This is a genomic window from Roseomonas sp. CCTCC AB2023176, assembly GCF_042259275.1.
Taxonomy (GTDB): Bacteria; Pseudomonadota; Alphaproteobacteria; order Acetobacterales; family Acetobacteraceae; genus Roseomonas.
In genome coordinates, this window is record NZ_CP170086.1 from 3,683,870 (window position 1) to 3,695,997 (window position 12,128).

General features: G+C 72.6%; 9 protein-coding genes. 6 read left to right on the top strand and 3 right to left on the bottom strand.

What is annotated here, in order from left to right:
* The first annotated feature begins 41 nt into the window (after positions 1–41).
* From hflK to ACE7GA_RS18490, 4 genes are all read left to right on the top strand, one after another.
* Positions 42–1,229: an FtsH protease activity modulator HflK gene (gene hflK, locus ACE7GA_RS18475; RefSeq protein WP_376089710.1), complete on the top strand. Its 1,188-nt coding sequence runs from the start codon at positions 42–44 to the stop codon at positions 1,227–1,229.
* Entirely contained in the window at positions 1,226–2,101 is an 876-nt protein-coding gene (hflC, locus tag ACE7GA_RS18480; RefSeq protein WP_376089713.1) for a protease modulator HflC, read from the top strand. The genes hflK and hflC overlap by 4 nt, the downstream gene beginning before the upstream one ends.
* Positions 2,102–2,218: 117 nt before the next feature.
* A complete protein-coding gene (locus tag ACE7GA_RS18485) occupies positions 2,219–4,066 on the top strand; it encodes a methyl-accepting chemotaxis protein (protein ID WP_376089716.1) in 1,848 nt (615 codons plus the stop codon).
* Complete coding sequence (locus tag ACE7GA_RS18490; protein WP_376089719.1) at positions 3,990–5,834, top strand: Do family serine endopeptidase; 1,845 nt, start codon at positions 3,990–3,992, stop codon at positions 5,832–5,834. Before ACE7GA_RS18485 ends, ACE7GA_RS18490 begins: the two co-directional genes overlap by 77 nt.
* 140 nt (positions 5,835–5,974) lie before the next feature.
* Here ACE7GA_RS18490 and serA read toward each other — a convergent pair whose 3' ends face one another.
* Both serA and ACE7GA_RS18500 read right to left on the bottom strand, forming a co-directional pair.
* Positions 5,975–7,237: a phosphoglycerate dehydrogenase gene (gene serA, locus ACE7GA_RS18495; protein ID WP_376089722.1), complete on the bottom strand. Its 1,263-nt coding sequence runs from the start codon at positions 7,235–7,237 to the stop codon at positions 5,975–5,977.
* A gap of 123 nt (positions 7,238–7,360) precedes the next feature.
* Complete coding sequence (locus ACE7GA_RS18500; protein WP_376089725.1) at positions 7,361–8,029, bottom strand: SCO family protein; 669 nt, start codon at positions 8,027–8,029, stop codon at positions 7,361–7,363.
* Positions 8,030–8,177: 148 nt separating this feature from the next.
* Between ACE7GA_RS18500 and ACE7GA_RS18505 the strand changes: the two genes are divergently transcribed.
* On the top strand, positions 8,178–8,471 hold the full coding sequence (locus ACE7GA_RS18505; RefSeq protein ID WP_376089728.1) for a hypothetical protein: 294 nt from the start codon (positions 8,178–8,180) through the stop codon (positions 8,469–8,471).
* Between the two features lie 279 nt (positions 8,472–8,750).
* Complete coding sequence (locus ACE7GA_RS18510; RefSeq protein ID WP_376089731.1) at positions 8,751–11,618, top strand: FG-GAP-like repeat-containing protein; 2,868 nt, start codon at positions 8,751–8,753, stop codon at positions 11,616–11,618.
* Positions 11,619–11,628: 10 nt separating this feature from the next.
* Here ACE7GA_RS18510 and ACE7GA_RS18515 read toward each other — a convergent pair whose 3' ends face one another.
* Positions 11,629–12,081 (bottom strand): Lrp/AsnC family transcriptional regulator, encoded by a 453-nt coding sequence (locus tag ACE7GA_RS18515; protein ID WP_376089734.1) that lies wholly within the window; start codon positions 12,079–12,081, stop codon positions 11,629–11,631.
* Between the last annotated feature and the right edge of the window lie 47 nt (positions 12,082–12,128).

The window sequence follows — 12,128 nt, forward strand, 5'->3', positions numbered from 1 at the left end:
ACCGCGCGGCGGATTCGAACGGAGTACCGACGCCCGATGGCGTGGAACAACAGCGGCGGGCCGTCTCCCTGGGGTTCGCCCGGCGGCAACAACCGGCCGGGGGTCCCTGGGGCGTTCCCCCGCCGGGCGGCGGTGGCGGCGGCTCCGGACGGGGTCCGGACCTGGATGACGCGATCCGGCAGGCGCAGGACGCCCTGCGCCGTTGGCTGCCGCGGCGCGGCGGCGGCAAGGGCCTCGCGGTGCTCGGCATCCTCGTGCTGCTGTTCTGGGGCGCCTCGGGCTTCTACCGCGTGCAGCCGGACGAGCAGGGCGTGGTGATGCGCTTCGGGGCCTTCGAGCGCACGACGCCGCCGGGCCTGAACTACCACCTTCCCTGGCCGGTCGAGAGCGCGACCACGCCGCGCGTGACGCGCATCAATCGCGTCGACGTCGGCTTCCGCAGCGCGCTCGACTCCAACGTCATCACGCAGCGCCCGACGCCGAGCCGCGACGTCGAGGAAGAGTCGCTCATGCTGACGGGCGACGAGAACATCATCGACATCGACTTCGCGGTGTTCTGGCGCATCCGCGACGCCGGCGAGTACCTGTTCAACACGCGCAACCCAGACAACACCGTGAAGTCCGCGGCCGAGTCGATGATGCGCGAGGTGATCGGCCGCACGCCCATCCAGCCCGCGCTGACCGAGGCGCGCGCACAGATCGAGCAGCAGGTCCGCCAGGGCACGCAGGCGATCCTCGACCAGTACCGGGCGGGCATCGAGGTGACGCAGGTCCAGCTGCAGAAGGTCGATCCGCCGAACGCCGTCATCGAGGCCTTCCGCGACGTGCAGCGCGCGAACGCGGACCGCGAGCGCGCCCGCAACGAGGCGGAATCCTACCGCAACGACATCATCCCGCGCGCCCGCGGCGAGGCCGAGCGGATGGTGCAGGAGGCGACCGGCGCCCGTGACAGCCAGATCGCCCGCGCACGCGGCGAGGCGGCGCGCTTCATCTCCGTCCTCTCCGCCTACCAGGTGGCGCAGGACGTGACGCTGCGGCGCCTCTACCTCGAGACGATGGAGGAGATCCTCCGCCGCAACCCGAAGATCGTGGTGGACGACCGCCTCCAGGGCCTCGTGCCGCTCCTCAACCTCGATTCGCAGCGGCCGCAGCCGCCGGCGCCTCGACCGCCGGCGGTGCCGCCAGCGGCGGCCGCCACGCAGGTCCGTCCGCAGGTCCCCGTCCGATGAACCGCCTCCTGATCCTCGGCGTCGTCCTGCTCGCGGTGGTGATCACCGCGGCTTCGGCGCTCTTCACCGTGCACCAGACGCAGCAGGTGCTGATCACGCAGTTCGGCCAGCCGATCCGCGTGATCCGCGACCCCGGCCTGCACGTGAAGGTGCCCTTCATCCAGGCCGTCATCGCCTTCGACCGCCGGCTGCTGGACTTCGAGGCGCCGGGCGAGGAGGTGATCCTCGCGGACCAGCGGCGTCTGATCGTGGACAGCTTCACGCGATTCCGGGTGACCGATCCGCTGCTCTTCTACCAGACGGCCGGTGCGGCGGAATCCGGCATCCGCGGACGGCTGTCGTCCATCGTGTCCTCGTCCCTGCGGCGCGTGCTCGGCAGCGAGCCGCTGCTGGCCGTGCTGTCGAACGACCGCCTGCGCGTGATGAACGAGATCCGCCGCCAGGTGAACGAGGAGGCGCGGCGCTTCGGGATCGAGGTGGCGGATGTCCGCATCCGGCGCGCCGACCTGCCGCAGGAGAACACGCAGGCCATCCTCTCCCGTATGCAGTCGGAGCGCGAGCGCGTGGCCCGCGAGGCGCGCGCCGAGGGCGCCGAGGGCGCGGCCCGCATCCGCGCCGCCGCCGACCGCGACCGCACCGTGTTGCTGGCCGAGGCGCAGGCGAGCGCCGACATCCTCCGCGGCCAGGGCGAGCAGGAGGCGACGCGCATCTTCGCCGACGCCTTCCAGCGCGACCCCGGCTTTTTCCAGTTCTACCGGACGATGCAGGCGTACCGCGAGGTGTTCGGTGAGGGGAGCGAGTCGCGGCTGCTCCTCACGCCGGACAGCGATTTCTTCCGCTACCTGCGCGAGGCGCCGACCGTCGCGCGGTGATGGCGTCGCGCCGCCGCCCGTGCGGGCGGCGACGCTAAGCCGCCTTTAAGGATGGCTGCCTAGCCTCGCCCGACCTCGAACCGGGGAACCTCCCCGGACGAGATCGGAGCGGAGCCCATGACACGTATTCTCAGGGGATTGGCGATCTCGGGGAAGATCCTCCTCTCGGTCGCGATCGTTGCCTTCGTGGGTCTGCTCGGGACGGCCTATGGCGGCTGGGCGACGTCCAGCCTCTCCAACTCCTACGAGGGCCTGCTCGGCCGCGGAGTCGCGCTGACCGCCCTGGCGCGGCTGAACGGCAACATGACCGGCATGGCCTACGACGCCTACAAGATCGTCCAGTACGACGGGACAACGCCGGAGGGTCGCGCGGCCCGCGCGGCCTTTGAGGACTACAAGGTGCGGAACTCGCAGCGCCTCGCGGCGGCGGCCGGCATTCTCGCGGGTCATCCGGAGTTCGAGGGCCGGCTGCGGGATGGCATCGGCCGGGTGTCGTCGGGCCTCGACCGCGTCGTGGAACTCGGCACACGCGGCCGCGAGATCGAGGCATACCGGATGATGATGGAGGTCAACCCCGTCATCCTCCAGGTGGAGCAGGACCTCCGGACATTCCTGGATCGGGAAACGACGGCCAACGTCACCGCGGCGGCGGCGCTGGATGCCGTGTCCGCGCGGAACATGTGGCTGACGCAGGGCGTGACGGCTGCCGCGATCGTCGCGGGACTGCTTGCTGCCCTAATGATCGTGTCGCGGCAGATCGTCGCGCCCTTGAACCGGCTGCGTTCGGTGATGGAGCGGCTGGCCTCCGGCCAGACCGCGCAGGAGATCGCCGGCGCCGAGCGCGGCGATGAGGTCGGGGCGATGGCCCGGACGGTCCAGGTCTTCCGGGACAATGCCGTGGCCATGACGGCGCTCGAGGAGGCGAGGCGCGGCGAAGCCGAGGAAAAGGAGCTTCGCAACGCGGAGGAGCGGGCCCGCGCGGCGGAAGCGGCCCGCGTCGTATCGTCCCTCGCGGGCGGGCTGGGGCGGCTGGCTTCCGGCGACCTCACCCAGCGGCTGAACGAGGCCTTCCCCGCGGAGTACGAAGGCCTGCGGGCCGACTTCAACAACGCGATGGACACGCTGCGCGCGGCGATGGTGACGGTCACGCGTAATGCGGAGGGGATCCAGGGCGGGGCCGCGAGCATCGCCGCCTCGGCCGACGAACTCGCGCGGCGGACGGAGCAGCAGGCCGCGAGCCTGGAGCAGACCGCCGCGGCGCTGGACCAGCTGACGGCGACGGTGGACAGCACCGCGGCCGGCGCGACCCGCGCGGCCGGGGTCGTCGGGGCGGCGCGCGGCGACGCTGAGAGCAGCGGCGAGGTGGTCCGCCGCACCGTCACCGCGATGAGCGAGATCGAGGCCTCGGCCAAGAAGATCGGTCAGATCATCGGCGTGATCGACGAGATCGCCTTCCAGACGAACCTCCTCGCGCTCAACGCCGGTGTGGAGGCAGCGCGGGCGGGGGATGCGGGGCGCGGCTTCGCCGTAGTGGCGACGGAGGTGCGGGCCCTGGCGCACCGGTCCGCGGAGGCCGCGAGGGAGATCAAGGCACTGATCTCCACGTCGTCGCAGCAGGTCGGGACGGGGGTGAAGCTCGTCGCGGAGACCGGCGAGGCGCTGACCCGGATCATCGGCCGCGTTGGGGAGATCGACCAGGTGGTCGGCGCCATCTCCGCCTCCGCCGGGGAGCAGGCGGTCGGGCTCCGGCAGATCAACGTCGCGGTGAACCAGATGGATCAGGTGACCCAGCAGAACGCGGCGATGGTGCAGGAGAGCACGGCGGCGGCGCACGCCCTGGCGGGAGACGGCCGGGAACTGCTCCGGTCCGTGGAGCGGTTCCGCACGGGTGACGCAGCGACGGAGCGGGGGCCGCCTCCGTCCGGCCGGCGTCGCGCCCGGCGGCGGCCGCCCGACCCGCGCTGAAGGTCGTCGGGGGCGGGGCGGTCCGGGCTGGTGCAGACGACGGCCGCTGGGACGAATTCTGACATCGGACACGCGGAGGCGTGATCGGGCCCGGCGGGGCGGGGCAACCTTTGTAACAAGTCGGCACTCGACCCGGCCGCCGGAAGCGCCACATTGCCGGGACCGAACGGAACCACCCCGAAGGGATCGTCCCCTTGCGTCTTCGCACCCCCATCGCCGCGACCCTCGCCCTCATCGCGGCGTTCTCGGCCGCCGCGCCCTCGCCGGTCTTCGCCCAGACCCCGATGCGCGACGCGCCGTCTTCCTTCCGGCCCCTTGCCCAGCAGCTGCTGCCGGCCGTCGTTTCCATCCAGGTCTCGAGCGCCGTGCAGGCACGCGCGGGCAACCGGCCCGACGCTCCGGAGGTGCCGCAGGCGCCGCCGGGCTCCCCTTCGAAGAGTTCTTCCGCGACTTCTTCGAGCGCTACGGGCGCCCGGGCCAGCCCGAGGGGCGCGGACCGCAGGGGCCGCAGAACCGCCCGGGGCAGCCGCCGGGTGGCGGCGGCCGCCGCGCGACCTCGCTCGGCTCGGGTTTCGTCATCGACGCGGGTCAGCGCCTGGTGGTGACGAACAACCACGTCGTCGAGGGCGGGGACGAGATCAACGTCGTCCTTCAGGACAACACGACTCTCCGCGCCGATCTCGTCGGCGCCGACCCGCGGACCGACGTGGCGCTGCTGCGGATCCGCGAGACCGACCGGCGCCTGACGGCGGTGGATTTCGGCAATTCCGACGACGCACAGGTCGGCGACTGGGTGCTGGCGATCGGCAACCCCTTCGGCCTGGGCGGATCCGTGTCCGCGGGCATCGTGTCGGCCCGGTCGCGCGACATCCGGCAGGGTCTCTACGACGACTTCATCCAGACGGACGCTGCGATCAACCGCGGCAACTCCGGCGGCCCACTCTTCGACATGCAGGGCAAGGTCATCGGGATCAACACGGCGATCTACTCGCCGTCGGGCGGCTCCATCGGCATCGGCTTCGCGATCCCGTCCAACCTGGCGCGCGGCATCGTCGAGCAGTTGCGCGACGGCGGGCGCGTGCGGCGCGGATGGCTCGGCGTGAATATCCAGCAGGTGACAGACGAGATCGCCGAGAGCCTGGGCCTGCGCAACGGGGGCCGCGGCGCCCTGGTGGCGCGCGCGCAGGATGACGGTCCGGCGGCCAAGGGCGGCATCCGCGCCGGTGACGTCGTGCTGCGCTTCAATGGGCAGGAGGTGCGGGAGATGCGTAACCTGCCGCGGATCGTCGCGGAGACGCGCGTGGGCACGACCGTTCCCGTCGTCGTCTGGCGCGACGGCAAGGAGGAGACGGTGCAGGTGACCGTCGCCGAGCTGCCGCAGGAGGTGGCGGAGACGCAGGGGCAGCGCGGCGGCCAGCCGGCGCGTCCGCAGGCCGCCCAGGCGCTGGAGATCCCGGGCCTCGGCATGCGGGTGACGGGCATCACGAACGAGGCGCGCGAGCGGTTCTCGCTGCGGCCGGAGCAGCGCGGCGTGGTGGTGACCGAGGTCGCGCCGGGCTCCCCGGCGGCGGAGCGGGACCTGCGCGCCGGCGACGTCGTCGTCGAGGTGCAGCAGGAGCGGGTGAACACGCCGCAGGAACTGGCGGAGCGCGTCGAGCGCCTGCGCCGACAGAACCGCGCGAGTGCGCTGTTCCTCGTCGAGAGCGCCCAGGGGCAGCGCTTCGTGCCCCTGCGGCTGCGGGAGGAAGGGAACAGCCGGCGCAACTGATCGCCGGCTTGGGACGAAAAAGGGGCGGTCCGGAAGGGTCGCCCCTTTCGCGTGTCTGGAGGGCCTCAGCCGAGTCGGGGCGCCCTCGTTGCGTCCCCCGGCGCCGGGCGGCTGAGCCCCGCGGACCGGCCCGGCGGCGCCTATCGCCGTTCGTAAAGCAGGCGGGCCCGGATGGTGCCGGGCAGGGCGCGCAGCGCCGAAAGCACCGCGCCCGCGTCGTCCAGCCCCTCCGCGTCCACGACGACGTAGCCGATCTGCGGGTCGGTCTGGAGGTACTGCCCCGCGATGTTCGCACCGAAGCGGGAGAAGACCTCGTTCACCGCGGCGAGCGTACCGGGGTGGTTGCCGTGCACGTGCAGGAACCGCGCGCCGCGCGGGCGGGCGGGCAGCACCGCTTCGGGGAAGTTCACCGCGCCGAGCGTCGCGCCGGTGTCGGAATAGTCCACGAGCTTGCGCGAGGTCTCCTCGCCGATGCGTGACTGCGCCTCGATGGTCGAACCGCCGATATGCGGCGTCAGGATGACGTTGCGCAGGCCCTGGAGGGGGCTGGTGAAGCGCTGGTCCTTGCTCTCCGGCTCCTCCGGGAAGACGTCCACGGCGGCGCCGCCGAGGTGGCCGGACTCCATCGCCGCACGCAGCGCGTCGAGGTCGACGACCTTGCCGCGGGAGTTGTTGATGAGGATCGCTCCCTGCCGCATCCGCGCGAGCTCGTCGGTGCCGATCAGGCCAACCGTCGCGGCCGTTTCCGGGACGTGCAGGGTGACAATGTCCGATTCCTCGAGCAGGGCACGGAGGGTCGGGGCGCCGAGGGCGTTGCCGTGCGGCAGCTTCGGGATGGTGTCGAAGTAGGAGACACGCATGCCGAAGGCCTCCGCCAGAACGGAGACCTGCGCGCCGATATTGCCGTAGCCGACGATGCCGAGCGTCTTGCCGCGGACTTCGCGGCTGTCGGTCGCCGACTTGTCCCAGACGCCGATATGGGCTGCGTTGGACCGGCCGGGGATGCCCCGCAGCAGCATCACGATCTCCCCCATCACGAGTTCCGCGACGGAGCGGGTGTTTGAGAAGGGCGCGTTGAACACGGGGATGCCGCGGGCCCGGGCGGCGGCCAAGTCCACCTGGTCCGTGCCGATGCAGAAGCAGCCGATGGCCATGAGGCGGTCGGCGGCCTCCAGCACGCGCGCGGTGACGCGGGTGCGCGACCGGATGCCGAGCATGTGGACGCCGTGCACCGCCTCGATGAGCGCGTCCTCGTCCAGGGCCTTCGTGACCCGCTGGATCGTGGCGTAGCCCGCGGCGTTGAAGTTCGCGACGGCGCTGTCGGAGACGCCCTCCAGGAGCAGGATGCGGATCCTGTCCTTCGCGAGCGAGAGCTCGTGGGCGGGCTGGTGCGTATCGGGCATGGGCCGACCCCTAGCCGGCCTCGATCGTTCCGCACAACCGCGAAGGCGTCGGGCCGGACCCGCGCGGGCAACGCCCCGGCACGGGCGCGCGGACGGCCGGGCGGGGGCTGGCTTCGCCGCGGGTCAGGACCGGGCGGGGGCGCCGAGCTGGGCGCGGAGCGCGCCCGCGATCTCCTCCGCCGGCACGCCCGGGCGGAAGATGGTCCGCAGGGTCCCGTCCGGACCCATGAGATAGGTGAAGGCCGAGTGGTCCATGAGGTACTCGGAGGCGCCGGCCGGGGTCGCGCGGGCGTAGTACACGCGGTAGGCGCGGGCCACGGCGGCGACCTGCTCCGGCGTGCCGGTCAGGCCGGTGATCGCGGGATGGAACAGGGCGACGTATTCCGCGAGCTTGGCGGGCGTGTCGCGGGCCGGGTCCACCGTGATGAACAGCGGCCGGACCCGTGCGGCCTGCGGACCCAGCAGGTCCATAGCCGCGGCGACGGTCTGCAGCTCCGTCGGGCAGACGTCGGGGCAGAAGGTGAAGCCGAAGAAGACGAGGAGGAAGGAACCGCGGTAGTCCGCATCCGTCACCGCGCGCCCGGTGTGGTCCGTGAGGGCGAAGGGTCCGCCGAGGCTGACGCCCCCCGGCAGGGCGACGCCGCCGGCCGAGGGCGGCGCTGCCCCCGCGACCAGGCGCGCGAAGGACTGGCCGAGCGGCTCGCCCGGCGCGGCACGGAACCAAGCCGCGCCCCAGGCCAAGCCGACGAGAAGCAGGAGGACGGTGGCGGCGATGCGGATGCTGCGAATCATGCGGAGCATATAGGGCAGGTCGTTGCCGGATGCCCGGTGGGGACCCACGTTGATCGAGACGGACGCGCAACGCCGGGCCGGTCCCCGCGTTCCCCCGCGGTCCGCCACTACCCGCGTGCCTGGGGTCTGCCAGGCGACAGGAGCTGCCATGCTGACGTCCCGCGACGCCGCCCTCGCGACCTTGTCCGAGATCGCGAACGACAACCTGGCGGAGCGCGCGCGGCAGGAGGCCACGGCGCGGATCCTCGTCGCGGCGCGGCGGGCGGCCGCTGCGCTGGAAGGGATGGCCGGCGAGGTGGATCGCGTGGCTGCGTCCTGGGACCCGGAGGCCGTGACGGCGCTGGAGTTCGCCGAGACCTTGCCACCGCGGGAGATGGACCGGCTTCTCGGGGAGGCGCCGCGCTGGGCTCAGGCGCGGCTGAAGGCGGCACGCGCCGCCTGATCCGGGCGATCCGACCGGGGCCGCTCGATGCGGGCTTGCCCCGCGGGTTTGTCCTGGTCCCCCCATTGGGCCTGCGCGCCGCGTCGACCGCGGGCTTTGGCACGTTCCGCGACTCGGTGCGCGACCGAGGCTTGAGGTAGCGTATCGCGCAGGCTCTGCGCTGACCGGGAACTTGCGCTTCCGCCGATCTGCGCGGGGCGGCGCCGTGTCCGTCGGGGCGCTTACCCTTCCTTCACCCGATCTCCGGATGGTCGGCGCGCCACAGGAAGCGGCGCCGACATGCCCATCACGGCGACGGGCACGATGCCCGCCACCCTCTACGAGAATCCGCGCCCGGGCGACTGTGCCGCGGTCCTGACGCTTGCCGGCCTCGGCCGGGCGACCGACCTGCGACTGACCGGTGCCGACGCCGCCGCCTTCGATGCCGCGTTGGATGCCAGTGGGCTGCGCGTGGCGCTGACCCCGCGTGCCGGCCTGGACCGGGAGGAGTATCTGCCCGGCGCCGACCCCGTGCTGAAGATCGGCCTCGCCGTGCTGGCCGACGGGGTCTGGCAGACGGTCGAGGGCAACTGGACGACCACCCTCCTCGGCGTGGACGACACGCCGCCGGGGCAGCCGGGCTTCGTATCGGGCGGTTCGGTTCTGCAGAGCGACGTGGGCGCCGTGATCGGCCGGCTCGCGTCCTACGACCCCGATTCGGCGCGGCCGCAGGAATGGCGCGTTCTGTGGCCGGACGAAGCCTGGTTCACGTTCGACGGCGACGTGCTGCGCCTGCGCGACGGCGTGGAGCTGCTGCGCGAAGGCGGCACGACGCGATCGGTCCTGGTCGCAGTGTCCGACGGGTTGAACGAGGCAGCCTATGGCGTGGAGTTCCAGGTGCTCGACGGCTCGGGCCGCGGCGGGACCGGCACGACCTCACCGCCGCCCGTCAGCCCGCCTCCCCAACCGCCACCATCGCCGCCACCACCGCCTCCCGCACCTCCGCCGCCGCCTCCGCCTCCGCCTCCGCCTCCGCCTCCGCCTCCGCCGCCGCCACCGCCACCGCCGCTGCCGCCTCCGCCGCCCCCGCCCCAGTCGCCGGGTTGGCCGATGCTGAAGATCGTGCATCCGGACGTGGCCGTCGCGGAGGGTGGCGCAGGCGACGCCTTCACCTTCGAGCTCACGACGCGTCCGACGGCGGCTGTCACGGTGACGATCACGCCCGACGCGGACATACGGGTCGCGCGGAACACGTTCAGCTACGTCCCGACAACGGCCTACGCGATCCAGCCGACGGCGAACTGGGCGCTTCCGCGTCCGGTCTACGTCACCGCCGTCGACAACACGACCTTCGAAGGGCCGCGCACGTCCTTCATCACGCTCAGCTTCACGAGCACGGATCCGACCTACGCGACCCTCGCGCCGGTTCGGCTGTCCGTCGCGATTGCCGACAACGAGGTGCCGCCGCCACCGCCACCGCCACCGCCACCACCGCCACCACCGCCACCGCCGCCGCCGCCGCCACCACCGCCGCCACCACCGCCACCGCCACCGCCACCGCCACCGCCACCGGCACCGCCGCCACCGCCGCCACCGCCGCCACCGCCGCCACCGCCGCCACCGCCGCCACCGCCGCCACCGCCGCCACCGCCGCCACCGCCACCGCCGCCACCGCCACCGCCACCGCCGCCACCGCCACCGCCGCCACCGCCACCGCCACCGCCGCCACCGCCACCGCCACCGCCACCGCCGCCACCGCCACCGCCACCGCCACCGCCGCCACCGCCACCGCCCGTCGTCAACACCGTTCCGGTGTTCACGACGGGCGGCGCCTCCGCGGCGTTCGCGCTCGCCGAAGGCACCACGCAGGTGACGGTCCTCGGAGCGTGGGACGCCGATCGCGGGCAGACGCTCGCCTTCTCGATCGACGTCGGGCCGCACAGCCCGGACGCGCGGTTCTTCGCCGTGGACGCGGCGACCGGCGTGCTTCGATTCGCGGCGCCGCCTGACCACGAGGCGCCCCGCGATGCGGGCGGGGACAACACCTACGTGCTCACGGTCCGGGTGACCGACAGCGGCTTCCCCGCGCTGTCGAGCACGCAGACGATCTCGGTCACGGTGATGGATCAGCCGCCGCTGCGACCCGCGGAGGTCGCGATCGGCGCGTTCGGGCCGGGTTCAGGCGGATGGGTCGACGAACGGACCTATCCCCGCCACCTCGCCGACGTGAACGGGGACGGGCGGTCGGATATCGTGGCCTTCGGCCATGCCGGCGTCTGGGTCTCGACCGCGCGCGAGGACGGCAGCTTCGCGCCGCCGCACCTCGCGCTCGAGGGGTTCGGGCCCGGTGCGGGCGGCTGGTCCGACAACGACCTCTACCTCCGCACGCTCGCCGACGTGAACGGGGATGGGCGAGCGGACGTCGTGGCCTTCGGGCACGCGGGCGTCTGGGTTTCACTCGGCCAGGCCGGCGGGACCTTCGGGGCCATCGCCTTCACGCTTCCGGGCTTCGGGCCGGGATCCGGCGGATGGATCAGCGATTCCGTCTTCCCGCGCAGGGTGGCGGACGTGAACGGCGACAGGATGGCGGACATCGTGGCGTTCGGGGATGGGGGCGTGTGGGTCTCGCTCGCGACAGGCGGCGGCCAGTTCGCCTCGCCCTTCCTGGCGCTGCCGAACTTCGGGGTCACGGCGGGCGGCTGGGTGAACCAGGACGTCTACCCGCGGATGGTCGGTGACGTGAACGGCGACGGGCGAGCCGACGTCGTCGGCTTCGGCGAGGCGGGCATCTGGGTCGCGCTCGGGCAGGCGGACGGAACCTTCGCCCCGGCGCAGATGGGGGCCGCGGGTTTCGCGCGCGGCGCCGGCGGCTGGACGAGCCAGGACCTCTATCCGCGGCTCCTGGCCGACATCAACGGGGACGGACGGTCGGACGTGATCGGCTTCGGCCATGCCGCGGTCTGGGCCGGCCTGTCCAACGGCGACGGCACCTTCGGCGCGCCCACCCTGCTGATGGACGGCTTCGGCCCAGGTGCCGGGGGCTGGATCAGCAACGACATTTTCCCCCGGGAGGCCGGGGACGTGAACGGGGACGGCCGCGCGGACGTCGTCGCCTTCGGCTACTTCGCCGTCTACGTCGCGCTCGCGGCGGACCACGGCCTTCTCTGATGGTAGGCAGTCACGGCACGGCGGAGATTTCGCGCTTCAGGCAGCGCAGCGTGAACGCAGTCCGTGTATGGCGGACGCCGGGCAGGCCGTAGATCCTGTTCCGCAGCAGCGCCTCGTAGCCCGCGGTGCCGGAGACCGCGGCCTTGATGATGTAGTCGTACTCGCCGGTTACGAGGTGGCATTCCAGGATCTCGGGGATCCCGTTCACCGCAGCCTCGAACTCGCGCAGGGCGCGCTCGTCGTGCTTCTCCATCATCACTTCCAGGAACACGGTGTCGGGCAGGCCGAGCTGGGCCTGGTCCAGGATGGCGGCGTAGCCCTGGATGACGCCCGCCGCTTCAAGACGCTTCACGCGCGTCCAGCAAGGAGAGGGGGAGAGGCCGACCTCCTCCGCGAGTTCGGCATTGGACAGGCGGCCGCGGCGTGCCAGGGCGCGGAGGATTCGTCGGTCGGTGGCATCCATGGCAGAAGGATGTTCCGAACCTTCGGCGGTGCACAACGGAAAACGGC

Excerpts from the sequence above, each read along its gene's own strand:
- ACE7GA_RS18505 (WP_376089728.1), top strand. The coding sequence starts at position 8,178 with ATGCTGACGTCCCGCGACGCCGCCCTCGCGACCTTGTCCGAGATCGCG.
- hflC (WP_376089713.1), top strand. The coding sequence starts at position 1,226 with ATGAACCGCCTCCTGATCCTCGGCGTCGTCCTGCTCGCGGTGGTGATC.
- serA (WP_376089722.1), bottom strand. The coding sequence starts at position 7,237 with ATGCCCGATACGCACCAGCCCGCCCACGAGCTCTCGCTCGCGAAGGAC.
- ACE7GA_RS18515 (WP_376089734.1), bottom strand. The coding sequence starts at position 12,081 with ATGGATGCCACCGACCGACGAATCCTCCGCGCCCTGGCACGCCGCGGC.
- ACE7GA_RS18500 (WP_376089725.1), bottom strand. The coding sequence starts at position 8,029 with ATGATTCGCAGCATCCGCATCGCCGCCACCGTCCTCCTGCTTCTCGTC.
- ACE7GA_RS18510 (WP_376089731.1), top strand. The coding sequence starts at position 8,751 with ATGCCCATCACGGCGACGGGCACGATGCCCGCCACCCTCTACGAGAAT.
- ACE7GA_RS18485 (WP_376089716.1), top strand. The coding sequence starts at position 2,219 with ATGACACGTATTCTCAGGGGATTGGCGATCTCGGGGAAGATCCTCCTC.